The following is a 22,671-nucleotide window of genomic DNA, read 5'->3' as shown; positions in this document are numbered from 1 at the left end:
GATCATAAGCAGCTGTTCTCAGCCGAAGTGACGGCCGATGATAAAGGGTTCGTTCGTCAACGGCGTCTATTGTACCACTATACCATATTTATGAGGCGATCGGACAAGCCCAGGCGCCAAAACGGCTGCAGCAGCCACCCCCGCAAAGAAAAAAAGGGTAGCCCCGGAGAACGGGACTGCCCTTCCAAACGTTCGATGTTAACCGTGAACATTCACAGCAGCGATTCGGCGCCGTCGATGAACAGCTCCGTGCCGGTAATATGGCTGGATACCTCCGACGCCAGGAAAGCGACCAGCTCGGCGACCTGCTCCGGCTGCCCGGGAGCGTGCTCCAGCGGCTGGCTGCCTTCCGGGTATTTTACCGGAATCTTGATTTTGCCGAGCTCCGGCGTCGGCTGCGTATTTTCCTTGATATTCGTCTCGATCGAGCCAGGACAGATCGCATTGACGCGGATTTTGTAGCGGGCCAGCTCCAGAGCAGCCATCTTGGCAAAAGCGACCTGTCCCGCCTTGGAGGCGCTGTAAGCCGTCATGCCGAATCCGGAGAAGCTGCGGCTGCCGTTGATCGAGCTTGTGATGATAATGCTGCCGCCGCTTTGCTTCATATGCGGTATGGCATATTTCACGCTCAGGAACGTCCCCTTCAGATTGACGTCCAGCGTGCGGTCCCAATCCTCCGGCTTCATGTCCTCGATCGGAGCAAGGACACCGTTGATTCCGGCATTGGCGAACACGACGTCGAGCCGCCCCCACTGCTTCACCGTCTGCTCGAAGGCTTGCGCGATCCGGGCCGGGTCCGCTGCGTCCGCATCGACCGTCATCGCCTGGCCGCCCGCATCCGTGATGTCCTTCACTGTCTGAGCGAGCCGATCGTTCTTCACATCGACCAGACACACCTTCATGCCTTGCTGCGCCAGCAGCATTGCGGCGGCATGTCCGATGCCGGAGCCGGCGCCGGTAATCCAGGCGACTTTATCCTGCAAATCAGGCAGCTGAATGCGCGGCTTTGGCAGTATTTGCACGCTCATTTCCTCTTCTTCCCTTCCCAAGTGAAATGTCGGATTTCATTCTCCTTGGTTGGTTTGCCCGAACGGCGCGAAAAGTATGTGAGGCTTCAGCTTACGCTCGCAGACTCGGCGGATAACATGGTCGCGCGGCGCCAGCCGCCCCATACGTAGTAAGCGACCGAGCAGACGATGCCGACGGCGAAGCCGAGCGGAAAGCTCCACCACAGCGCATCGATGCCGTATTGGCTTCCCAAATAGTAAGCGAGCGGCACGCGGATGCACCAAAGCGCAAGGAACGTCGTCAATAGCGGCACCATTACCGCGCCGGTCGCGCGGACGACGCCGGACACGACGAAGGTGATGCCGAAAAGGATGAACGCCCATAACGTAATGGCGTTGGCCGTCATGCCGATCGCGATCGCCGCCTCGTCCTGGAGAAACAGGCTCAGCGCCTGCCGATTGAACACGTAGATGATGCCGACCAGCGCGCCGGTCATCACAAAGTTGATGGCGATGCCCATCATCGTCGTCTTGTGCACGCGGTCCCACTTGCCCGCCCCGATGTTTTGGGCGGCAAGCGAGGAGACGGCGCCGCCGATGGCCATGGCCGGCATCTGTACATAGCTCGCCAGCTGCATCGCCGCGCCGAATGCGGCGGTGGCGGCTGAGCCGAACCCGTTGATCAGATTGACGAGAGCGATAGCGCTCGTCGACACGACCATCATTTGCAGCCCCATCGGGATTCCTTTCTTGACCAGGGCGCCGACAATGGCCCGGTCCAGGCGGACGTAATGCTTATCCTGGCGGGTCAGCCGCAAAAAATACCGCTTGCGGTACAAATATACGATCAGCAGCACCAGGCTGGCGCTTTGCGCCAATACGGCGGCCGTGGCCGATCCGGCGGTTTCCAGCCGCGGCAGCGGGCCGAGGCCGAAAATGAACAGCGGATTGAGCACGATATCGAGCGCTGTCGACAACAGCAGAAAATAAAACGGCGTCTTGGAATCGCCGGCGCCGCGCATGATCATCATGACGAATTGGAAACCGAACATGAACGGAACGCCGAGGAATGAAATCCGCAAATAAGTGGCGGCATGAGGCATGGCGTCCGCCGGCGTGTGCATCCACAGCAGAATCCGATCGGAGAGCATTAGGCCGCCCGCCATGATCAACAGCGAAACGCCCATGAAAAAGAGCAGGCTCGTGCCGACTACCCGCTTGGCCTGTGCTTCATTGTGGGCGCCGATGCTTTGCCCGACCAGGATCGTGGAAGCCATGCCGATGCCGAACACGAGACTGAGCAGAAAAAACATGATGTTGTTGGCGTTCGAGGTTGCGGCGAAGGCGCTTTCTCCCAAAAATTTGCCGACCCAGATCGCATTGACCGTTCCGTTGAGCGATTGCAGAACATTGCCCAGCAGCAAAGGAATCGCAAAAAAGATCAGCGTCCGGCCTATCGGTCCTTCCGTCAAATCCGTATGCGTATTGATCGCGCTAGCCACTCCTTCTCCTCCATTTCGTACTGCAAAGATCGAGCTGCCCCTTCGATGCTGGCGAACAGAAAGGCAGCCGCACCGGCTGCCTCTGAAGCATGAATTTGATCAATGATTTCCGTACGAATCATTATATACCGAAAATATCGGTTCGTAAATTACTCGTCGACCTTCGCCGGTGGAATGTCCGCAGGTTCCTCCGCGACCGGCTTGGCAGCCGGCTGCAATGGCGCGGCCTTGACCGGTTGAGCGGCGGGAGCGGCGATGGAGCTGCGCTGGGTGAACCCTTTGATCAGCTGTTCGACGTCGATTCCGCTGACGTTCTTCAGCATCTCCGGAGCCGTGGCCATCAGCGAGGTCACATAGTTGCTCACGCGGGCCGCTCCTTCGCCGTTGCCCGTATCGACAACGGTCAGCTTGTCGATGCCTTTGATCGGTTCCGCCACCTTGCCTGCCAGCTCAGGCAGCATCTTCACGATAATATCGAGCACAGCCGCTTCGCCGAACTTCTCGAACGCTTCCGCCAGCTTTTCCTTCGCTTCCGCCTCCGCCAGACCGCGCAGCCGGATCACTTCGGCCTCGGCCGCACCTTTGGCCCGTTCCGCATCAGCGACAGCCAATCCTTCCAGCCGCTTGCGCTCGGCGAGCGCCTTCGCTTCGGCTTCGATCCGGTACTGCATCGCTTCCGCCTCGCGAATTTGCCGCAGCTTATCCGCTTCCGCCTGCGTCTCGATGGCATAGCGGTCGGCGTCCGCTTTCTTCTTCACTTCGGCATCATACTGCTTCTCGCGGCGCAAAATTTCTTTGGCCTCCAGGTCGATCTCGCGCTCCTTGCGGACGAGCTCGACGCGCATCTGCTCCTCGACGACGCTCTGCCGGGCGCGCGCTTCCTGGATATGGTAAGCCTGGTCGGCTTCCGCCTTGGCCATGTCCTGTTCCTTCTTGAACGAGGCGACCTTGAGCTCCTTCTCCTTGTTCGCTTCGGCTATGTTCGTATCGCGCAGCAGCTCCGCCTTCTGGCCTTCCTCCTCGGCGCGCGCCTTCTGGATTCTGGCGTCCCGCACCGCTTCGGCTTCGGCAATCTCCGCATCGCGCTTGACCGCTGCGATGCGCGGTTTGCCGAGAGCGTCAAGATAACCGTGCTTGTCGCGCACGTCCTTGATCGTGAACGAGACGATCTGCAGGCCCATCTTCTTCAGATCCTTCGCGGCAACGCCCTGCACCTCCTGAGCGAACTTGTCGCGGTTGCGGTACACCTCTTCCACGGTCATGGAGCCGAGAATCGCCCGCAGATGGCCTTCCAGCACTTCCTGGGCTTCGCCCTTCAGCGCCTCGGTCGGCTTGCCCATGAACTGCTCCGCGGCTGTGGCGATATCCTCGACCGTGCCGCCGATCTTGATGATGGCCACGCCGTCGGCCATGACCGGAACCCCTTGCTCGGTATATACTTCCGGCGTCGAGACGTCAAGCTTATGCGATAGCAGCGACAAAAACTCGGCCTTCTGGAACACCGGCAAGATGAAGGCGCCGCCCCCGCGCACGATTTTAATTTTGCGTCCGGTATCGTCGGTCATCGCGTTCTTGCTGCCGAGAAACGAGCCGGTCACGATCATCGCTTCGTCGGGACTGACCGTTTTGTACCTGGCCCAGAAAGCAAGGCCAAGCGCGACAATCACTGCGACGACAATGACGGGTACAAGCAAAACATCACTCATGTGTCATCTCCCTCTCTTTTCTATCTTGAAAAATTGGATGGAACCCTCCGGCGAATTTTTCAACACCGAAGGTGACGACCGATGACGAAAGGAATCGCTCGTCATCGGCGTCTATTTATTTAAGAATCGAGCCGGGAGACGAGCAGCACGCCGTCTCTCACGTCGACAGCCACGACTCTGGCCCCCGACTCGATGCTTTCCCCATCGAAGCTTTCCGCAATCTGGTTCGTCAATCCTCCGGTCGTCCTGACCAGAACTTCTCCGCATCCCCCGACGGGAATCGGAACGGAGACTTCGCCGATGCGCCCGACCAGATCGCGAATCGAGAAGGCCACCGAGTTCTCGCTGTTGTCCATCGGCCGGACATAGAACAGATAGACCGGCACAGCAACGGCGATCGAGATGAGCAAGGACAGCACGAACACCGTCGCAGCGCTAAGCCCGGTATATTCGGTCAGCAGTATTCCCGCCCCGCCGAGCGTCGCGATAGCGCTGAAAATCACCATCGGCTGCAGCCACTGCAGCCAATCGCCGGACAAGAAATCAAGCAGGCCGTCCAGCGCATTGCTGAGCAAATCTCCGAATACAACCGTAACGAGCGCGAACAGAGCGCCTGTCAGCAGCAGTCCCCAATAGAAAGCGAGCATTATTTTACACCCCCAAGCCTTTCGGGTACACTTTACTTACGATGATGCGGACAGAAAGTTTCGTTCTTTTGTAACATTCTTCAACATTTCCCGTCGATTTCAAGGCTTGATGACGCCTTTCTTCAAAATAATGTTGGCATACTGCGCCGTTTCCCCGGTCGCTACGATGGCGTACGCTTGTTTGGCTCTTTCGTAAAAGGCGAACCGTTCGATTAGCTCGAATTTGCCTGCCTCCGGCTCGTAAATATCCGTAAGCCGCTTGTACTCGTCCCATATGACCGGCTTCACCGGGTCGCCGGGAACGACGGCCATGAGGCCGACGGAGTGCTCGGCATACGTGTCCAGCGGGAACAAGCTTAAGATCGCTGCAAGCAGCGCCGGCACGCCATGACCGTCCGCGCGCACCAGCCTTTGCGCGCAGCTTGCGGCGGGGAAATTGCCGTCGGCCAGCACGATCTCGTCGCCATGCCCCATTTCCATCAATATTTTCATCAGTTCGGGAGAAATGATGGCAGGAATTCCTTTTAACATCGGTTCCGACACCTCCTGAAACCCGATCATACCATATGGCCCCCATTGTGTTAAGCCACATTGTGGAAAACCGCGCTTACGCGCAAGCAGGCGGCTCCCGCGCCTCGCTTTCGCATCTTGGCCCCTTGGCGCCTGGCCGCCTCCAGCTTTCGCATGCACCGCTGGCCGCCATGCAGGATATTGGCACAGCGGCCGCGAATCGGTTAGTATTAACATGGTGGTTTGTCATCATATCTTAAAGACTTGCGAGGTGCCGCTACATGGAAGAGGCTGTGATTGTCGGAGCGGGTCCCTGCGGGCTGTCGGCCGCTCTGGAACTGAGAAAAACGGGAATCGACCCCTTGCTCATCGAAAAGCATAACGTCGTTCATTCCATTTATTTGTACCCTACATATATGACGTTTTTCAGCACGCCGGAGCTGCTCGAGATCGGCGGGTACCCGTTCTCGACGCCGAATGAAAAACCGACGCGCCTCGAGGCGCTGACCTACTATCGCACGGTGGCCTCCCGCAGCGCTTTGCGGGTCAGGCCGTACCATACGGTTACGAGCGTAAGAAAGACGTCGGCCGGAACGTTCGAGCTGGACGTTGTCGACCGCTTCGAGCGGCGCGAGACGGTGTGCGCCCGCCGCGTCGTCGTCGCCACCGGCTATTTCGACCATCCCAATATGCTCGGTATTCCCGGAGAGGAGATGCCGAAGGTATCGCATTATTATCGCGAGGCGCACCCGTATGCGGGAACGAAGGTGGCCATCATCGGGGGAAGCAACTCGGCGATCGACGCCGCGATGGATCTCTTCAAGGCCGGCGCGGACATCACCGTCGTGTACCGGGGCGAGCAGTATTCGCCCACCATTAAGCCGTGGGTGCGCCCGATCTTCGAAAGCATGGTCGCCAAAGGCTACATTCGCATGATGTTCCGCTCCCGCGTCATTCGCATCGGCGAGCATTCGATCGCGATCGATGCGGACGGCACGGAGACCGAGCTGGAGAACGATTTTGTGCTGGCGCTCACCGGATTTCGTCCGGACCGCAGCCTGCTCGTCAGCGCAGGAGCGAAGCTGGATGAAGCAACAGGCACCCCGCTGTTCGATCCGGATACGATGGAGACGACCGTTCCGGGCCTGTATATCGCCGGCGTGGCCGCCTCGGGGACGAATGCGAACGAGATTTTCATCGAGACCGGACGCCACCACGGCACCAAAATCGCGGAGCATATCGCCGATCGAGTAAGAGGGGGCGGCTAGCCCGCGTTCTCTCGCAGTACCGTACATGCGGGTTTCGCAGACGGCGGTTCCAAAAGGTTAGCAAAGCTCCGGATAACGAGAAAGCAAACTTTTCAGCCCTTTCGCTTCCCAATAGGAAGTCGGGAGGGCGTTGTTTGTATTGCGGGACATTTCCCACGGTCCGCGGCGGGAGTTCGCCATGACGATGCAGGCCCATTCCGGAACACCGAGCGCCCGGAGTTTTAAAAAATGAGATCCTTCTCCCGCTGCGTCAGCCGCCTTCCGGCGATATCCACGACCAGCTTGCCGCCGGACAAGCCCCATATGCGGGAAGCGTACTTTTCCGCCAGCTCCAATTGATGCAGGATGACGAAGACGACGACTTTGTTTTTCACGCAGAGCGTCTTCAGGTCCTCGATCACTTTGGCCGCAGAGTCCGGATCGAGACCGGACACCGGCTCGTCGGCGAAGATCACCTTGGCCCCCTTGATCAAAGCCCGGCATACCGCCACCCGCTGCTGCTCCCCGCCGCTCAGCTTCTCGACGGGCTCGTGCGCCTTATCCAGCAGGCCGACCCGGTCCAGCCAGTCCATCGCCTCCATATGGTCGTCCTCGGAAACCGTATTCGTAAGAAAGCGCCACCACGATTTCTTGAACAGCAGCGCGCTGAGCACGTTTTTGACTGCGCTCTTGCGCGGATTGAGCGTCGGCTTCTCCTCGAGCAGCATCCATTCGTTGCGCAGCTTCAGCTTCTCGAGCAGGCTCGCTTGCGTAATATCCTTGCCCTCGTATATGTACTGCCCCTCATCCCACTTCTCCTTCAGCATCAGGCAGCGAAAAAAGGTCGATTTGCCGCTGCCGCTGGCGCCGACCAAGGCGATCAGCTCCCCTTCGTCGGCCTGAAAGCTGACCCGCTGCAGCACCTGGTGACCGGGCGGGTACGTTTTGCTCAGATTGCGAACGATGATCATGCGTCCGATGCTCCTTATCTGACGAAAATTGTACTTTCACTATAACATGTTTTTCCGGCGCAATACCACCTGCAGCGCCAGGTCATTCATAAGCAGGACCCGTTTCGGGAAGAATGTGAAGGCTAAGACAAAGATGGCATGAAAGAGAGGTTGCGATCATTCATGATGCGCCCCGTCCAATGCATGTTCACACTCGCCCTCTGCGCCCTCCTGACGATGACGGCTTGCACCGCAAGCCGGAGTAGCCAACCGGCGCCGGAGCAAAGCCGAACGGCGCAGCAGCCCGGCCTGGCTGCTGCGCCGCGGCCGCAGGCGGCTGGCGGGACAGCGCCGAACCGGCCGCAGGCGCACGCGGCTACGCCGCAGCTGCATTCCGGCAGCGAAAGCGCCACGCGAAAGAACGTCCCGCTGTCGCTTACCGATTTGCACCAGAAGTACCGCAGCACCTTCCTGTTCAGCGGCCCTTCCTGGAAGCGGCAGGCCGCACTGACCTTCGACGACGTGCCCGATAACCGCTTCACGCCGATGGTGCTCGACGTATTGAAAAAGTACGGGGTCCATGCGACCTTCTTCGTCGTAGGCAACCGGGCGGAAGCTCATCCGGACATGATAAAGCGTATCATCGCCGAAGGACATGTGATCGGCACTCATTCCTACAGCCACCCGAATCTGATTAAAATGGACGATGCCCGTTTTCGCGACGAAATTTTGAGAACAGAAAAGCTGTTGGGCGACATGATCGGCTATACGCCGAGACTGTTCCGCCCGCCGTACGGCAACGTCAACGAGCAGCAAATATTATGGCTCGCCAGCCAAAAAAACTATATCATCAACTGGAACGTCGATTCGCTGGACTGGAAAGGCTTGAGCGGCGACCAAGTGGCGGCTAACGTGCTCGGCCATATCGTCCCCGGCTGCGTCATTTTGCAGCATGCCGGGGGCGGCGCAGGCGAGGACTTGACAGGTACCGTCGAGGCGCTGCCGCGGATCATCGAGCAGCTCCAGGGGCAAAATATTCAGCTTGTCACTGTCCCCGAGCTGTTCGATATACCGAAGGAGAAGTAGGTGCATTAGGGAGAGGCTACTTCTCGTCGATCGGATAAAAAATCAGGTCCACAGGGAAGGCCGAGCCTGCGGCAGGCGAAAATTCGATGTCCAGCGCCTTCTCGTTTCCGGTCGTGCGGGTCAGAATCGTGTACCCCTGGTAATCCATCATAATTCCGGAAGGCGGAGCCGCGACCATCGTTCCGTTGATTTTGAACGGACCGCGGAACGGGCCTCCTCTGGCTAGCAGCAGCAGCGCCATTTTGCGCGGCCGCTCGATGCGGATTTTATAGACGACGCCGTAGTTGCCGAGATTCGTGGACGGCTCCTGCGTGAAGAAATCGTAGCCGGTCACGAACTTGTCCGTCACTCCGTCGCCGATCGTCACGCTGGTCGGCGTATCGAATTTATCCGCCTGGATCGTCCACTGGACTTCGGAGCCTTCGAACGTCCCCCGTACGTTTCCGCTGTACGGCAGCTGCTTGTAGGTGCCGACCGATTCGGGACCGGCGCCGGGGTCCATCGCCACGAACGAGAAGTACACCTCTCCGTCCGTCTCGACATCGTAGATAACGTTGACGCCCTGGCCGGGATAAAACTTGGTCATCAGACGGTAAAATGCCACCTCGTGCGGCCCGAGCACCATCGTCTCCGGCGGCTGCTCGCCCTGCAAAAATTCCAGTGTCGCCTCATGGCCGATCAGGTTGGCGTAAATGGACGGGTACACTTCGCCCCGGTTCGTCGTCTTGATCGTGACCGTTTTCTCCGGGTCCGGATTGCGCACGACGATTGCGAACTGCACCTCTTCGTTCATGCCGTTCACGTGATCGGCGTACAGCCGCGCCTTGCCGTTTACCTTCTCCTGGTACAGGAAGCCTTTTTCCGTGAACGTCTCCGGGCTGTCGCTGACGATCAGCGGCCGCTCGTTCGACGTTTTCACGTCGATGCTGAACTGCGGAATGTCGCGCAAATATTTGCGCAGCACCGCTTCTTCCTCATGCACGTATTTGCCGACCGGCTCGTAATAGACGCCGTGCTCGAACGGGTCCAGGTATTCTTCGGAAGAAACGAGCACATTGCGCGAGAACTCGTCGCTGACATTTCCTTTGGCATCGGTGACCTTCAGGGAGACTTTGTAGAGCCCCGGGGTAAAGATCGCTTTGGCGTTCCCGATCCATTCCCGCGAAATCAGCTCGTCACCGTCCGGATCGTAGCTGAGGTCTGTGTATCGGATCGGCTCGCCGAGGCGGTATACGTCCTTGTCAAAGGCGAATTTGGCGACCGGTTTCGCATTCGGCAGCTTGTCGTTGCCGAGCGACCCGCTGAAGCCCGGCTTGATGTACAGCAGCTCAAGCCGCTGCAGCTCGCCGTTGAAGCGGGCTTTGAAGCCGACATATTCGCCGAGCCAGTCCAAGTCGACGTATAAGCGGCCGTCTTCCATATACGCCGAATCGCCAAAAGGCTGTTCCTCCCCGTTGATCCTCACCGCCGCGGCAGCCGGAACCCACTCCAGCAGCCCTTTGGGCGTGAGCAGGCGGACGGACTGCGTCGGTTCGTTCCAGATGACGTTCAAGCCGAACAGTTCGTCCGAGACGGCAAGCGGAATGTAGGTACGCCCTTCCTTGCGGGCAGGCGGCAGCTCCAGCTGAATCGGCCGGCCGTTCACGTAAGCTTCATGCTTGCCGGCATACAAGATCATCTCCGCGCTCTCCGGAGCGGCCGAAGCCATGACGGCGGAAGCCGTCAGCTGCGTGAACAGCAGCGCCGCGGCTGTGCCGGCGGTTACTGTTTTTTTCCAATCGAACATGAAAAATAAGTCCTTTCGTGTAGTTTTACGGAGTAAGCAGCGGGATCAGAATGAGCGAATCGGCGGCGGCGGAACCCGGCGCGGGCGTATATTCGATCTCGACCGCTTTCTCCGTCCCTTCCGTGCGATGAAGCATCAGGTAACCGTCCGCGGGGGTCACTCCCCCCTCCGGAGCCATAATCACGTTTCCGTTCACTTTGAACGCGCCTTTCAACACGCCGTCGCCCGGGCGAACGCCGATGGCCAGCTCGCGCGGATAATCGAGGCGGATCCGATAGGTGACGCCATGGCCGCTCCGGCCGTCAAACGCTGTCCCGGCGATGCCGTCGACAGCGGCAATTGGAGGCAGCTGCGGATCGGCCTTGAGCCGAATGCGCGCCGGCTCGCTGATGCCGCCTGCAGGGGCCGATATCTCGACCTCGGATGCGGCGTAGGTGCCGCGTTCCTCGGCAGCCGGCTCCGCTTGCTGGAGCGGCTTCCAGCTTTCCGCCGTTTCACCCGGCGCGGTCGCGGCGAAAATCAGCACCGCATCGCCGTCGAGCTCGAGATCCGCCAGCAAGCTCATCGCTTGCCCGCTCTCCATCGCATATTGATGAAGGAACGCCGTTTCACCCGGCCCGATTTCAATCGCCTTGTCCGCCGCCGGTCCGCTGAGGAAATCGATCGCCGTATGCGCTCCGGTTCCCGGATGATACCAGCTCGGTGCTGTTTCCCCCGCACGGGTTACTTTAACGAATAATCTCTTGGCGCCGTCCGGATTGCGGATTGCCGTCACCCACTGCAGCTTGCCGCCGCTGGCATTGACCGGATGAGCGTACAAACGGGCCGCTCCGGCACTTACCGGCGCTTCGTACACCGTTCCCTGCCCTGTCAGATGCACCGCTTCCCCTGCGCTGATGAGCGGCCGCTGCTCGTTATGGCGAATCGCCGCCTTCCATTCCGGCGCCTGGACAAGCTTCTCTTCCCAAGCGTCGTCTTGGCCCGGAACGACCGATCCAATCGGCGTCGCATGCCAAGCATATTCCTCCTTCGACAAGTAAGGCTCGCCCGCAATCGTTACGGTCCGGGTGAACGGCAGGCTGACATTGCCTTTGCCGTCTTTGACGACCAGCGTCACCGGATATGTACCTTCCGCAAAAAAAGCCGGTTCGTTGCCGCTCCATTCGTACACCGGCAGCCCTTCGGCATCGGGGTCGTAGCTCAAATCGACGTACTTAACCGGCTCTCCCGGACGATAAACGGGCTTGCCCGGCATAAACTTGGCGACCGGCCGCGAATTCGGCTGCGTTTCGCCGGGATACGCAGATTCCTCGTAGGCGCGGGCCGGCTCAGATACAAACTCGAATTCGGCGCGGGCCGACTCCGGGCTAATCCGGTAAGTCACGCCGAGATGCGTAGCGATCCAGGCGAGCCGCACCATCAAGTTGCCGTCCTGTATGTATGCGTCGCCTCCGATCGGCGAGTCTACGCCGTTCACTGCGACAACGCCCCGCCCGAAATCCCATTCCAGGTAAGCATTGGGCGTAAGCCAGCCGATGATGCCCCGATCGCCGTGCCAGACCGGCACATGGCCTACCGTCTCGCCTACCCAGCGGGCCGGCACATAAAAATCGCCTTCCTTCTGCACGGCAGGCACCGTCAGCGGCACCGCCGCGCCATTGACGACGGCCTCACGGCCCCCGTCCGTCAGCACCGCGCGGGACGACGTTCCGGAAACCGCTTCGGCCGTGCCCGCGCCCGCCAGCAGCAGTGCTGCCAGCGAAAAGCTTGTCCACATCGTTGTTCGTCTGTTCAACTTGAATAGCGCTCCTTATCGCGAGCGGAATGCGCGCCGCACCTGCATGGGTCGGCGGCGCATTCCGGCATATTTCCAGTACAAATACTAACATCAACCGCGCAAAGAAGTCTAGCGTCTGCGGTTCGTTCGTCTCTCAAACAAAAAATGCAACATTTTCCGCTTCCTTCGTGCAAAAGATAGGGTAATGTTGTATTTTGTGCAACAAATTCAGCGAAATGGGCATCAAACCCGGGAATATCGCCCAAAATATTGCACTTTCTACATCTGCTTATCATAATCATAGAAACTCACACTTCGCTTTAATCCTTAGCGAAGTTAAGCTTTCTGTAACAACGATAAAAAAAGTACAGCATCTCTGAAGCGAGAGGCTGCACCTTCCGGTTTTTGTCGAATTGCGGCGTTTATTGCGGATTGGTCTGCTTCGGAATGCCGTTCAAGCTTGGCGGCCGGTCGGCCGCTTTCTCCGCGCGCATGAACGTCTGCTCTTCCGTAAATTTGTTCTCTTTAAAGTTCGGATTTTTTCTGCCGTCCGGCGCGGCGCCGTTTCGCTTGCTCATTGTGCTCACCTCCCGCCCTTGTATTTTGGCGTATAGGCTCCGGATTCATGATAGTCGATTCTTGTCAAAAAAATTAACAATTGCATCGACAGTTTTTTACAATTTTCATATAAAAAAAGATTTATAATAATCGAAACAGATCATTAATGGCCGAATTGGGGACATGCCTTTCATGGAAGAAGTGGAGATGAAACAGCGATTGGAATCGATGCGGCGCGAGCTTGTCGTGCTGGTGGAACAGACCGGCAGCTTTGTCGACCCTAAAGTCGTCAAGCTCAGCCAGAAGATAGACCGGATCGTTCTGGCGATGCAGCGAAAAAGAATGCAGAGGAAGATCAAATAACCCGTCGGATGCCTGGTTTTAAGCCGGCGCCTTTTTTTAACGTTACGAGGAGAAAGTTGATAAAGCAAAGTGCAAGTGCGACTTTCTGTATCAAGACAAACTATCGTTAAACCGTGTTCGCTCTTCCTTGAATGGGCGTCGATGGACGCTTTTCCTAATTGAAGGGCATATGAACATTCCTAGCGAATCGGATATCAATCCCAGGCTCTTAACACCGATCATCAAGAATGAAACAAGCTGTTGAAAGGATATACTATATGCGGCTGACCGCCACCATGGGCGAGCCGCGCGCCGGGAGTCGCGCTTATTTCATGCCAAAACAGCGAGGAGGATTCCGCGGTGTCCAGAGACAATGCGAACAATAACGGCAAAAAGAAGCAGCCTGGCAACAACAAGGATTCCGAAGCAGCCGAATCAAAAGCACAGAAATAACGTTCGCGGGGCTCGGAACGGGAATTGCCGCAATGCGATCCACCGATCACTGCTAGCTTCTGTTTCGGCCAAGACGGGAATAATCAGCAGGAGCCGAACGTTTAAGCCGGTATGATGGCCAGCCGGGCATCGGCTGGTTTTCTTCGGCCTGCCGTCAATCTGCTCTTGCAAAACTTTACATGATGTGTTATATTAAAACCGAGCAATATCAAGGGTTTCAGCAATTTGGCCCCTCTAAGACGCAGCACTTGATCCGCTTGTTCGACGCGCCAGGAATATATTGATTGAAGGAGCGATGAACCATGAATCAGGATGTACAACAGCTGCAAGAGAAGAAAATTTTCGTCGAGTTGACTTTGAATGAAGCGCTGGCTTTGACGGGCGTCCGTTTCCCGCAAAATCATAAGCTTGAGGTGGACGCTATTCAGAAAATCAAGCGCGGGCTTGACGAACAGCTTATTGACTCTCGTCGCAACGTTCAATAAAACATTTCATCATCGAGTAAGCGCTTTCTGTTAAGGAAACCGTCAGGCAGGCATGCGAGTGCACGGCCCTGGCGGTTTTTTTAATTTTGAAAAGACGCCCGGCAAAGTGCCAGGCCTCTCCTCGGCTCGCTGCTGGCCGCCTAGTATTTCGTGCCTCTGCTTTGCGGCCGCATCGGTCATCATGGTGCGGCTCATCGTCGGCGCCGCCCTGTAAGCCCGCCGTTCGCCGCGGCCTTGTCCGGCCGGTAACTGCCTCTTGCAGCATGCATGGCGGCTGGAGTGATGCAGAGCCGCAGGTCTGCATCTGTCCGCGCCAGGCGCTGCAAGACGCGCCGCTTAAGACCGGGTTGCCTTAAGCGGCCGACGCCGGAACCCGGCCGTTCTCTTCCTTCCCGCTAGGCGTTGGCTTCCAAAAATTCGCCGAGGCGCTTCATCAGACCTCCCTTGCCGAACTTCAGGAACCGGTCCCCTTGCTTCCGCCCGCCCGCTTGCACGGCGCTCAAGAAGCGAACAAGCTCCCGCCTGCGCTCTATGATATTGACGTACCCTTGATCGTACAGCCATTCGTCGATCGTATTGTAAATGCCCCGGTTCAAACCGAACTGCTCAAAGCAGTAGATGACGAACCGGTAGTCCGGCAGCTGCAGCATCTCGTCTTCGGCTATTCGGATGTCCGCAGGCATAGAGGATACCGACATCCGTCACACCTCCTCCACATTCGTACAGACCGAAACCATTCGTACAGAAAAACCGTCGTTCAGACAAATAACGAGCTGGGCTCCAAGATCTGGCTCGCTTCGGCCGGTTCGACGTCTTTGCCCATCACCCGATCCAAAATCAGCTGCTCCAATCGGGCAAAACGGTGATCCCGCTGACGCGGCCTTGGCAGCGCAACCGGCACATCCAGAGCGACCGCGCCCTCCTCGATCAGAATGACCCGGTCGGCCAGCGCTACGGCTTCGCTCACATCATGCGTCACCAGAATTGCCGTGAAGCCTTGCTCGAGCCACAGCCGCTCGATCAGCTGCTGCATCTCGATGCGCGTCAATGCATCCAGGGCGCCGAGCGGCTCGTCGAGCAGAAGCAGCCGCGGCTCTCCGGCCAGCGCGCGAGCCAGCGCCACCCGCTGCCGCTGGCCGCCGGACAGCACGCCGGGCCATTCGCTTGCCTTGTGCTCCAGGCCGACGAGCCTTAGCGCCGTCAGCGCCGCCTCCTTACCGCCTGAACGGACGCCGAGCTGCACGTTGGCGGCCGCCGTCTTCCATGGCAGCAGCCGCGCGTCCTGGAACAGCAGCCGCACATCGGGATGAAGACCGGTTACTGGCGCTCCGTCCGCGAACAGCTCGCCTTCGCTCGGGCGGTCCAGGCCCGCGATCAGCCGGAGCAGCGTGCTTTTGCCGCAGCCGCTTTTGCCGACGATGGCGACGAATTGTCCAGACCTGATATCCAGCTCGATGCCGCTTAGAACGGCAAGCTCCCCAAAACGCTTGCCGGCCCGGCGAACCGTAAGCGATATCCCTCGGCCCGCTCGCCGATTGTTCATGACTACCGCTCCTTTCTTTAACATCGCATATATAATCAAATGTTGCGGTAATTCGGGTGCCAGCGGAGCCACGTCCGTTCCAGCAGCCTGGCGATCCAATCCGACAGCTTGCCGAGCAGCGCATACATGACGATGCTCAGCACGACGACGTCCATCTGCATAAACTCCCGGGCGTTCATCGCCATATACCCGATGCCGGAGCTCGCCGAGATCGTCTCGGCGACGATCAGCGTCACCCACATGATGCCGAGGGCGAAGCGGACGCCGACGAGAATGGACGACAGGGCGCCGGGCAGGATCACTTTGCGGAACAGGGCGAGCCTGCCGAGGCCGTACACTTTGCCCATCTCGATCAGTCCGGGATCGACCGAGCGGATGCCGTGGAACGTATTCAGATAGATCGGAAAAGCGACCCCCAAAGCGACGAGGAACAGCTTCGCTTCCTCCTCAATCCCAAACCAGAGGATGACGAGCGGGATGAGCGCCAGATGCGGTATGTTCCGAACCATTTGAACGGTGGAATCGATCAGCTTCTCGGCCAGCGGCACGACGCCGTTAAGCAGCCCGAGCGCAAAGCCGATGCCGCCTCCGATGGCGAAGCCGAGCAGCGCCCGCTGCGTGCTGACCGCCACCGATTCGAGGAGCGTTCCTTGCCGGGCGAGCTGATAGCCCGCCTCCAGCACCGCCCACGGCGTCGGCAGAATGCGCGAGGGGATCACGCCAGCTGAACCGAGCGCCTGCCAGACGATCAAGACCAGCGCCGGAACCGCCCAAGGCAGAAGGGCGTCAAATCGCCGTCTGTCGAATGCTGCCTTCATCGGCTCGCCCCTCTTTTCCTTCCCTGCCTACGGCAATCTCTTGCTTCGGCAGCTCGTTGTTGGCGACGATCTCACCGAACGGACTGATGAATGAGCCGCCCGCGGCCTCCGCCTTCCTGTCCAGCGGCAGCAGCGGAAATAGCAGCTCGGCGACCCGGTACGCTTCTTCCAGGTGAGGATAACCGGAGAAAATGAACGTCTCGATACCGAGCTCGGCATATTCGCGCATCCGCTCGGCAACCGTCTGCGGATCGCCGACAAGCGCCGTCCCGGCTCCGCCGCGCACGAGACCGATGCCGGCCCACAGGTTGGGGCTGATCTCCAGCTTGCTCCGGTCCCCGCGATGCAGCTCCGTCATCCGCCGCTGGCCCTCCGAATCGAAGCGGGCGAACACTCGCTGGGCTTGCGCGATCGTCTCGTCATCCAGATGACGAATCAGCTCGTCGGCCGCACTCCATGCCTCGGCTTCGGTTTCGCGCACGATCACATGAAGGCGGATGCCGAAGCGGACGGTGCGCCCTTGCTCAGCGGCAAGCTTGCGGACTGCGGCGATTTTGTCCGCTACCTGCGCTGGAGTCTCCCCCCAGGTCAAATACAGATCGACGTGCTTCGCCGCCACCTGCTGTGCCACAGCCGAAGAGCCGCCGAAATACAGCGGCGGATACGGGCGCTGAACCGGCGCATACAGCAGCTTGCCGCCGCGGACAGCAAGATGCTCCCCCTCGTAGGATACTTCCTCGCCGGCCAGCTCGCGGCGCCAAATCTCGAGGAATTCGTCGGTAAGCGCATAGCGGGCCCCATGATCGAGGAAAAAGCCGTCGCCCGCCAGCTCGAGAGGATCGCCGCCGGTAACGACGTTGATCAGCAGCCGGCCGCCCGTAATCCGGTCGAGCGTTGCCGTCATGCGCGCGGCCAGCGTCGGCGACATGAGGCCGGGTCTGACCGCAACGAGAAATTTCAGCCGCTCCGTGACAGGCGCCAGAGACGAAGCGACGATCCACGGGTCCTCGCATGATTTGCCCGTAGGAATCAGCACGCCTTCGTAGCCGAGTCTGTCAACCGCTTGGGCGATTTGCCGCATATAGCTGTAATCGACAGCCCGCGCTCCGCGGTTCGTTCCCAAATACCGCCCGTCGCCATGCGTCGGAATAAACCAAAAAACGTTCATAACTGATCGCTCCTATCTATCTTGAAAAATTGGACGGGATTCCTCCGACGAATTTTTCAATACCGAAGGTGACGACCGATGACGAAGGAGTCGTTCGTCATAGGCGTCTATTTTGAAAATTTGGCGATAACCCGCCGACAAAATTTCAACCCCGCAGGTGACGACCGATGACAAAAGGAATCGGCCGTCATAGGAGTCTCTTAACGAAGACTAGTTATCCTTTTTCAACACGGCATCCCGCACCTCAATCGCCTTCGGAATGAGGCCGAGCCTGTGAAACGTGTCGGCGATCAGCTGCTGCTCGGCGATCACCTTGTCGTCCATCGGCTGCACGCCGTAGCCTCTGCGTTTTCCGGCCAGCTCCAGGGAATCGGCATCGATACCGAGCTGCGGAGCGAGAAGTTCGGCCGCCTCCCTCGGGTTCGCCTGCGCCCATGCGTCCACCCGCTCCAGCTCATCCAGCAGCAGCTCGATGGCATCCCCATGCCGCTCGGCAAAGGTGCGGGAAGCCAGATAAAACTCGTGGTTCGATACGATCCCTTCCCCATCGGCCAGGATGCGCGCCTTCGCGCCGTTCTGCGCTGCCGCGTAGAACGGGTCCCAGATGACCCAGGCATCGACGCTGCCCCTCTCGAAAGCGGCCCGGGCGTCGGCCGGCGGCAGGAAAGCCGTCTCCACATCCTCGTAGGACAGCCCGGCCGCCTCCAGCAGCTTGACGAGCAAATAATGCACGTTGGAGCCTTTGTTGAGCGCCACCTTTTTGCCCTTCAAATCTTTGACGCTCTGAATGTCCGACGAAGCCGGCACCAATATCCCCTCGCCGCGCGGGCTTGGCGGCTCGTGCGCAAGATAAACGAGCGGAGCCCCGGCCGCCTGGGCGAAGATGGGCGGCGCTTCGCCCGTATGGCCGATATCAATGCTGCCGACGTTTAGCGCCTCCAACAGCTGGGGGCCGCCGGGAAATTCCGTCCAAGAGACCGTATAGCCGGCGTCCTGGAGCTGCTGATCCAGCTTGCCCTGCGCCCGGAGGAAATTGACCGTCCCGTATTTCTGATACCCGATGCGGACAGCGTTCGCTTCCTCCTTGGCCCCGCCGGAGGCCGCTTTGTTAGCCGCATCCCCGTCGGGCGCGGCGGAACTGCCGCAGCCGGCGGCGAGGAGCGTCAAGCCGGCGAGCAGCAGCCAGGATAGCCCGAGCCGCCGCTGGCGGCTGCGTCTCCGGCTCATCCGGCGGCACCTTCCTTCGCCGCCGCGCGGAACGAAGCCGCTCTGCCCGCGGCGGCCAGCCATTCGTCCGCCGCCGCCCGCAGCCGCTCCGCCAGGTCGTCCGCCAGCGCGAAGCCGCCTCCTTCCAGGCGGGTCACCTGCGACTCCTGCGCATAGACGCCGGAGACAATGTGCCTTGCGCCGAGCGCGGCGAGCACCGGCTTCAGCGCATAGTCCAGCGCGAGCAGGTGCGCGATCGTGCCGCCGATGGCCAGCGGCAGAACGATTTTGCCTTCCAGCCCCTTCTGCGGAATCAGATCGAGAAACGTCTTCAGTACGCCGGTATAGGAGGCCTTGTAGATCGGAGTCGCCACAACGACCGCATCCGCTTCCGCCACAAGCCGGTTCGCTTCCACAATGGCCGGACTGTCAAAACGGGCGTAGATCAAATCTTCCGGCGGCAGCAAGCGAACCTGAATCTCGTTATAGGTCCATCCCGCGGACAAAGCAGCGTGTCGAATCTCGTGCAAAAGGCCGTTCAGCCGCGACGTCTCCGTCGGGCTTCCTGAAATTGCAGCGATATAAGGCATAACCTACATCTCCCCTGTGAATAGTATGTTTAATGAATGGCAACTCGCCTAACGACGAGGCGACCGTTCCAACTAACAAAAAAGAGACCTCGCGCAGGGAGCCTGTCTTCTTGCGAAGTTAGCTCCGGCTCTGCGGGAAGTCTCCGGCGTTCCGGTCGACCTTAGCCCAGCTTCAGTTGGACGCGCTGCGCGGCTGAATGTTCGCCGCATTCCTGCGCGCCGCTTCGGCCTCGAACCGTTTGCGTTCGGTCCGCTCAATCTGCACAATGCGCCCGTCATGCACGACAATTTGGACGCTGCCGTATTCCAATCCGTTCAAGCTTTGAACGATGCGGTCATTCCATAACTCGTCAACGCGAAGCGGCTTAGCCATTTGACGTCCCTCCCGGAAATGGTCGTTGTTATATGATCCAGTCGTTCCATTCGATTCTGCGCCGGTCGATATTTTGCAGCCAATCCTTTGTCGCCTTCAGCAGCTGCCCCGTCGCATCGGCAGTGGAAAACGTATGGTCCGCCTGGAAAATAACCTCTTTGTCGCACTGTCCCTGGTGCCTCATCCAGAACAGCTTTTGATACAAAAAGCAGTAATCCGTCGGAATCACCTGATCGTTCGTGCCGTGAACGAGCAGCACGTCGCCGTTGAATTTGCGCAGCTGCTCGTAAGGCTGATGGCGGGCCAGCGATTCGAAGAACGCCGGCTGGAAGCGGTAGCCGAGATAGTCCGCCGCGCCGTTCTTCTGCGCGTCCTCATATACTTTGCGGCCGGTAATCTTGATGATGTCGCTCAGCGGATGGGCGACCGCCGCCCACAGCACGAGCGTCCGGACCCGTTTGTCCCGCGCGGCGGTCAGAATCGCAACCGCGCCGCCGAGGCTGTGGCCAAGCAGTATGACACGCTGCGGATCGACGCAGTCGATGTCCAGCGCGTAGTCGATCGCATGGCGCGTCTGCTCGATCATCGCATCGAGCCCGCCCGCTCCGTAGTCGCCGGTGCTTTCGCCGCAGCCGCCGTAATCGAACCGCAGCACCATATAACCATGGCGGCTCAGCTCGCGGGCGGCCTTGACGAACAGCCGGTCGACGCCGATCCGGTTGCCGACAAAGCCGTGGCAAACGATGACGATCGGATACCGCTCCTGCCGCGCTGGCGAGCTATTCCCGGCGTCTTCCTCCGGATAATGAAGCGTCGCCGCCAAATTCGTATCGCCGCTTCGAATCGTTATCGCATGCTCCATGGACCACTATCCCCTTTCTTAACGTTAAAAAAGTATGAAAGCGAAGGGCGGCTTTCGGTAATCGGCCTCCGGCCCGGCCGGATGCTTCCCCCCAAGTTAAATATGCACCGGAAGCGGATCGAATTTCAGCCGATTTTCGAGTGTCTTGTGGCCCTGATCGTTGTACAGGTACAGCCGGTGTATAAGCACGAGCACCTCGTCGCCGGGATGCAGCTCGGGCTGCTCCAGCGAGCGGTGGCCAAGCAGCCGGCCGGCTTCCGTCTCGACCTCCACCTGCCAGTACGTGCCGCGGAAATAGACGCTGGCGACGGTGCCCCGCTCGGCCGCGGACGGATGCGAAATTTCCGCCTGCCGGCCGATCTCGAGAAATTCCGGCCGAACGATCGCCCTGGCGCTTGCCGGCGCGTCTTCCGCGAAGCCTCTCAGCCGCGAGGCGTCGTCCAGCTGCACGGATTCGCCGATAAAGCCGGCGACGAACGGCGTCTGCGGGTGCTTGTAGATGTCGAGCGGCGTGCCGTGCTGCTCGAGCCGGCCCTGATGGATGATCATGATCCGGTCGGCCACCTCGACCGCCTCCTCCTGATCGTGCGTGACAAAGATCGTCGTAATCCCGACCCGGGCAATCGTCTCCTTCAGCCACGTCCTCAGCTCCTTGCGAACCTTGGCGTCGATCGCCGCGAACGGCTCGTCGAGCAGCAATAGCTGCGGCTCAGGCGCCAGCGCCCGGGCGAAGGCGACCCGCTGCCGCTGGCCGCCGGACAGCTGGTGCGGCAGCCGGCGCTCCAGCCCGCTTAGGCCGGTCAGCTCGATCAGCTCGCCGACACGCTCCTTGATCTGCGCCTTCGTTCGCTTCTGCACCGTCAGCCCGAAGGCGATATTATCCCATACGCTCATATGGCGGAACAAGGCGTAGTTTTGAAACACAAAGCCGATGCCCCGCTCGCGGGGAGGCTGCTGGTTGACTATGCGCCCGTCAAAACGAATGACGCCGGAATCGGGCTCCTCCAGTCCGGCGAGCATCCGCAAAATCGTCGTCTTGCCTCCGCCGCTCGGCCCCAGCAGACCGACGAGCTTCCCGCTCTCCACCTCGAAGCTGACGTCCCGGGTCGCCTGGAAGCGGCCAAAGCTTTTTGTCAAGTGTTCGGCAACAATATGCATAGAGCTCATTCTCCCTTCCGGCTATGTTCCCGGTTATATTTCCATTCGACCACGCTTTTGACGACCAGCGTGACGAGCGCGAGCAGCACCAGCAGCGAAGCGGCCGCGAATGCGCCGGCGAAATTGTACTCGTTGTACAAAATTTGAATATGCAGCGGCAGCGTATTGGTCTCGCCGCGAATATGCCCCGAGACGACGGAGACGGCGCCGAATTCCCCCATCGCCCTGGCGTTGCACAAAATGATGCCGTACAGCAGTCCCCATTTGACGCTCGGCAAGGTGACCTTCCAGAAGATGCGCCAGCCGCTTGCGCCAAGCGTCACCGCCGCTTCCTCCTCCTGCGTGCCCTGCGCCTGCATGAGTGGAATCAGCTCCCGCGCGACGAAGGGGAAAGTGACAAAGACGGTCGCCAGCACGATGCCGGGCAGCGCGAAAATAATTTTGATATCGTGTTCCTGCAGCCACGGCCCGAACCATCCCTGCGCTCCGAACAGCAGCACATAGACGAGGCCGGAAATGACTGGCGAGACGGCGAACGGCAGATCGATCAAGGTGATCAGCACATTTTTGCCCTTGAAGCGGAACTTGGTTATCGCCCAGGCGGCCGCCAAGCCGAAGACGAGATTCATCGGCACGGAGATGGCGGCGACGGTCAGCGTAAGGCGGATCGCCGCCCGGGCGTCCGGCTCGGTCAATGCGGCGGTGTACACCTCGACGCCTTTGCGAAACGCTTCGACGAACACCGATACGAGCGGCAGCACCAGCAGAAAACCGAGAAACAGCAGCGCGACAGCGGTCAATATCCACTGCACGGCGCGCGGCTCGCTGATATGGCGGGGCCTCGCGGCCGCCTTCGGGGCGGCTTTGACGGCAGTCGTTACGTAACCGGCCATGATG

Annotated in this window: 23 protein-coding genes and 1 pseudogene; 4 read left to right on the top strand and 20 right to left on the bottom strand. The window is 59.5% G+C overall.

Annotated elements, in window-relative coordinates; genetic code table 11:
• Positions 1-212: 212 nt before the first annotated feature.
• The 5 genes from F591_RS0106480 to fucU form a co-directional block, all read right to left on the bottom strand.
• Positions 213-1,028 carry an SDR family oxidoreductase gene (locus tag F591_RS0106480; protein WP_051109120.1) on the bottom strand — a complete coding sequence of 272 codons (816 nt, stop codon included), beginning with the start codon at positions 1,026-1,028 and terminating at the stop codon, positions 213-215.
• A gap of 86 nt (positions 1,029-1,114) precedes the next feature.
• Positions 1,115-2,509: an MATE family efflux transporter gene (locus F591_RS0106475; RefSeq protein WP_019533779.1), complete on the bottom strand. Its 1,395-nt coding sequence runs from the start codon at positions 2,507-2,509 to the stop codon at positions 1,115-1,117.
• Positions 2,510-2,658: 149 nt separating this feature from the next.
• Positions 2,659-4,215 carry a flotillin lipid rafts scaffold protein FloT gene (locus tag F591_RS0106470; RefSeq protein ID WP_019533778.1) on the bottom strand — a complete coding sequence of 519 codons (1,557 nt, stop codon included), beginning with the start codon at positions 4,213-4,215 and terminating at the stop codon, positions 2,659-2,661.
• 119 nt (positions 4,216-4,334) lie between these two features.
• Positions 4,335-4,862, bottom strand: a complete 528-nt coding sequence (locus F591_RS0106465) for an NfeD family membrane protein (protein WP_019533777.1) — start codon at positions 4,860-4,862, stop codon at positions 4,335-4,337.
• 99 nt (positions 4,863-4,961) lie between these two features.
• A complete protein-coding gene (gene fucU / locus F591_RS0106460) occupies positions 4,962-5,393 on the bottom strand; it encodes an L-fucose mutarotase (RefSeq protein ID WP_026326408.1) in 432 nt (143 codons plus the stop codon).
• 260 nt (positions 5,394-5,653) lie between these two features.
• Here fucU and F591_RS0106455 point away from each other — a divergent pair, with 260 nt between their 5' ends.
• Entirely contained in the window at positions 5,654-6,640 is a 987-nt protein-coding gene (locus F591_RS0106455; RefSeq protein ID WP_019533775.1) for a YpdA family putative bacillithiol disulfide reductase, read from the top strand.
• Positions 6,641-6,697: 57 nt separating this feature from the next.
• On the opposite strand, the pseudogene F591_RS33380 reads toward F591_RS0106455, so the two are convergent.
• Positions 6,698-6,859 (bottom strand): annotated as a pseudogene (locus F591_RS33380) (group II intron reverse transcriptase/maturase); the annotation flags it as partial.
• A gap of 2 nt (positions 6,860-6,861) precedes the next feature.
• Complete coding sequence (locus tag F591_RS0106450; RefSeq protein WP_019533774.1) at positions 6,862-7,590, bottom strand: phosphonate ABC transporter ATP-binding protein; 729 nt, start codon at positions 7,588-7,590, stop codon at positions 6,862-6,864.
• A 162-nt stretch (positions 7,591-7,752) separates the two neighbouring features.
• Between F591_RS0106450 and F591_RS0106445 the strand changes: the two genes are divergently transcribed.
• The gene (locus tag F591_RS0106445) at positions 7,753-8,655 is read left to right on the top strand and encodes a polysaccharide deacetylase family protein (RefSeq protein WP_019533773.1); all 903 of its coding nucleotides are present in this window, start codon (positions 7,753-7,755) and stop codon (positions 8,653-8,655) included.
• A gap of 16 nt (positions 8,656-8,671) precedes the next feature.
• On the opposite strand, the gene F591_RS0106440 is transcribed toward F591_RS0106445, so the two are convergent.
• From F591_RS0106440 to F591_RS31920, 3 genes are all read right to left on the bottom strand, one after another.
• On the bottom strand, positions 8,672-10,441 hold the full coding sequence (locus F591_RS0106440; protein WP_019533772.1) for a stalk domain-containing protein: 1,770 nt from the start codon (positions 10,439-10,441) through the stop codon (positions 8,672-8,674).
• A gap of 25 nt (positions 10,442-10,466) precedes the next feature.
• On the bottom strand, positions 10,467-12,236 hold the full coding sequence (locus tag F591_RS0106435; RefSeq protein WP_156829469.1) for a stalk domain-containing protein: 1,770 nt from the start codon (positions 12,234-12,236) through the stop codon (positions 10,467-10,469).
• A gap of 404 nt (positions 12,237-12,640) precedes the next feature.
• A complete protein-coding gene (locus F591_RS31920; RefSeq protein ID WP_019533770.1) occupies positions 12,641-12,796 on the bottom strand; it encodes a hypothetical protein in 156 nt (51 codons plus the stop codon).
• 187 nt (positions 12,797-12,983) lie between these two features.
• Between F591_RS31920 and F591_RS30085 the strand changes: the two genes are divergently transcribed.
• Both F591_RS30085 and F591_RS0106415 read left to right on the top strand, forming a co-directional pair.
• Positions 12,984-13,139: an aspartyl-phosphate phosphatase Spo0E family protein gene (locus tag F591_RS30085; protein WP_245580989.1), complete on the top strand. Its 156-nt coding sequence runs from the start codon at positions 12,984-12,986 to the stop codon at positions 13,137-13,139.
• A 734-nt stretch (positions 13,140-13,873) separates the two neighbouring features.
• On the top strand, positions 13,874-14,056 hold the full coding sequence (locus tag F591_RS0106415; protein ID WP_019533767.1) for a hypothetical protein: 183 nt from the start codon (positions 13,874-13,876) through the stop codon (positions 14,054-14,056).
• Between the two features lie 395 nt (positions 14,057-14,451).
• Here the strand turns inward: F591_RS0106415 and F591_RS0106410 are convergent, their stop codons facing one another.
• The 10 genes from F591_RS0106410 to cysW all read right to left on the bottom strand — a co-directional run bounded on the left by F591_RS0106410 (position 14,452) and on the right by cysW (position 22,667).
• Entirely contained in the window at positions 14,452-14,754 is a 303-nt protein-coding gene (locus F591_RS0106410) for a hypothetical protein (protein ID WP_019533766.1), read from the bottom strand.
• Between the two features lie 59 nt (positions 14,755-14,813).
• On the bottom strand, positions 14,814-15,599 hold the full coding sequence (locus tag F591_RS0106405; protein WP_019533765.1) for an ATP-binding cassette domain-containing protein: 786 nt from the start codon (positions 15,597-15,599) through the stop codon (positions 14,814-14,816).
• Between the two features lie 35 nt (positions 15,600-15,634).
• Complete coding sequence (gene ssuC, locus F591_RS0106400) at positions 15,635-16,417, bottom strand: aliphatic sulfonate ABC transporter permease SsuC (protein ID WP_019533764.1); 783 nt, start codon at positions 16,415-16,417, stop codon at positions 15,635-15,637.
• Entirely contained in the window at positions 16,386-17,585 is a 1,200-nt protein-coding gene (gene ssuD / locus F591_RS0106395) for an FMNH2-dependent alkanesulfonate monooxygenase (protein WP_019533763.1), read from the bottom strand. Before ssuD ends, ssuC begins: the two co-directional genes overlap by 32 nt.
• 210 nt (positions 17,586-17,795) lie before the next feature.
• The gene (locus F591_RS0106390) at positions 17,796-18,812 is read right to left on the bottom strand and encodes a sulfonate ABC transporter substrate-binding protein (RefSeq protein ID WP_019533762.1); all 1,017 of its coding nucleotides are present in this window, start codon (positions 18,810-18,812) and stop codon (positions 17,796-17,798) included.
• Positions 18,809-19,381, bottom strand: a complete 573-nt coding sequence (ssuE, locus tag F591_RS0106385) for an NADPH-dependent FMN reductase (protein WP_019533761.1) — start codon at positions 19,379-19,381, stop codon at positions 18,809-18,811. Before ssuE ends, F591_RS0106390 begins: the two co-directional genes overlap by 4 nt.
• Positions 19,382-19,553: 172 nt before the next feature.
• Positions 19,554-19,754 carry a YezD family protein gene (locus F591_RS0106380; protein ID WP_019533760.1) on the bottom strand — a complete coding sequence of 67 codons (201 nt, stop codon included), beginning with the start codon at positions 19,752-19,754 and terminating at the stop codon, positions 19,554-19,556.
• Between the two features lie 28 nt (positions 19,755-19,782).
• Positions 19,783-20,616, bottom strand: coding sequence for an alpha/beta hydrolase family protein (locus F591_RS0106375; RefSeq protein ID WP_019533759.1), 834 nt, complete (start codon positions 20,614-20,616; stop codon positions 19,783-19,785).
• A 96-nt stretch (positions 20,617-20,712) separates the two neighbouring features.
• The gene (locus F591_RS0106370; RefSeq protein ID WP_019533758.1) at positions 20,713-21,774 is read right to left on the bottom strand and encodes a sulfate/molybdate ABC transporter ATP-binding protein; all 1,062 of its coding nucleotides are present in this window, start codon (positions 21,772-21,774) and stop codon (positions 20,713-20,715) included.
• A gap of 5 nt (positions 21,775-21,779) precedes the next feature.
• Positions 21,780-22,667, bottom strand: coding sequence for a sulfate ABC transporter permease subunit CysW (gene cysW / locus F591_RS0106365; protein ID WP_019533757.1), 888 nt, complete (start codon positions 22,665-22,667; stop codon positions 21,780-21,782).
• Positions 22,668-22,671: the final 4 nt, after the last annotated feature.

The sequence above is a fragment of the Paenibacillus ginsengihumi DSM 21568 genome (assembly GCF_000380965.1).
Classification (GTDB): domain Bacteria; phylum Bacillota; class Bacilli; order Paenibacillales; family NBRC-103111; genus Paenibacillus_G; species Paenibacillus_G ginsengihumi.
Note: the sequence above shows the minus strand (reverse complement) of the source record. Positions and strands in the feature narration are given on the sequence as shown.

Excerpts from the sequence above, each read along its gene's own strand:
- F591_RS0106405 (WP_019533765.1), bottom strand. The coding sequence starts at position 15,599 with ATGAACAATCGGCGAGCGGGCCGAGGGATATCGCTTACGGTTCGCCGG.
- F591_RS0106375 (WP_019533759.1), bottom strand. The coding sequence starts at position 20,616 with ATGGAGCATGCGATAACGATTCGAAGCGGCGATACGAATTTGGCGGCG.
- ssuE (WP_019533761.1), bottom strand. The coding sequence starts at position 19,381 with ATGCCTTATATCGCTGCAATTTCAGGAAGCCCGACGGAGACGTCGCGG.
- F591_RS0106380 (WP_019533760.1), bottom strand. The coding sequence starts at position 19,754 with ATGGCTAAGCCGCTTCGCGTTGACGAGTTATGGAATGACCGCATCGTT.
- ssuD (WP_019533763.1), bottom strand. The coding sequence starts at position 17,585 with ATGAACGTTTTTTGGTTTATTCCGACGCATGGCGACGGGCGGTATTTG.
- ssuC (WP_019533764.1), bottom strand. The coding sequence starts at position 16,417 with ATGAAGGCAGCATTCGACAGACGGCGATTTGACGCCCTTCTGCCTTGG.
- F591_RS0106465 (WP_019533777.1), bottom strand. The coding sequence starts at position 4,862 with ATGCTCGCTTTCTATTGGGGACTGCTGCTGACAGGCGCTCTGTTCGCG.
- F591_RS0106450 (WP_019533774.1), bottom strand. The coding sequence starts at position 7,590 with ATGATCATCGTTCGCAATCTGAGCAAAACGTACCCGCCCGGTCACCAG.
- F591_RS0106470 (WP_019533778.1), bottom strand. The coding sequence starts at position 4,215 with ATGAGTGATGTTTTGCTTGTACCCGTCATTGTCGTCGCAGTGATTGTC.
- F591_RS30085 (WP_245580989.1), top strand. The coding sequence starts at position 12,984 with ATGAAACAGCGATTGGAATCGATGCGGCGCGAGCTTGTCGTGCTGGTG.
- F591_RS0106445 (WP_019533773.1), top strand. The coding sequence starts at position 7,753 with ATGATGCGCCCCGTCCAATGCATGTTCACACTCGCCCTCTGCGCCCTC.
- F591_RS0106410 (WP_019533766.1), bottom strand. The coding sequence starts at position 14,754 with ATGTCGGTATCCTCTATGCCTGCGGACATCCGAATAGCCGAAGACGAG.
- cysW (WP_019533757.1), bottom strand. The coding sequence starts at position 22,667 with ATGGCCGGTTACGTAACGACTGCCGTCAAAGCCGCCCCGAAGGCGGCC.
- F591_RS0106440 (WP_019533772.1), bottom strand. The coding sequence starts at position 10,441 with ATGTTCGATTGGAAAAAAACAGTAACCGCCGGCACAGCCGCGGCGCTG.
- F591_RS0106455 (WP_019533775.1), top strand. The coding sequence starts at position 5,654 with ATGGAAGAGGCTGTGATTGTCGGAGCGGGTCCCTGCGGGCTGTCGGCC.
- F591_RS0106480 (WP_051109120.1), bottom strand. The coding sequence starts at position 1,028 with ATGAGCGTGCAAATACTGCCAAAGCCGCGCATTCAGCTGCCTGATTTG.
- F591_RS0106370 (WP_019533758.1), bottom strand. The coding sequence starts at position 21,774 with ATGCATATTGTTGCCGAACACTTGACAAAAAGCTTTGGCCGCTTCCAG.
- F591_RS0106415 (WP_019533767.1), top strand. The coding sequence starts at position 13,874 with ATGAATCAGGATGTACAACAGCTGCAAGAGAAGAAAATTTTCGTCGAG.
- F591_RS31920 (WP_019533770.1), bottom strand. The coding sequence starts at position 12,796 with ATGAGCAAGCGAAACGGCGCCGCGCCGGACGGCAGAAAAAATCCGAAC.
- F591_RS0106390 (WP_019533762.1), bottom strand. The coding sequence starts at position 18,812 with ATGAGCCGGAGACGCAGCCGCCAGCGGCGGCTCGGGCTATCCTGGCTG.
- fucU (WP_026326408.1), bottom strand. The coding sequence starts at position 5,393 with ATGTTAAAAGGAATTCCTGCCATCATTTCTCCCGAACTGATGAAAATA.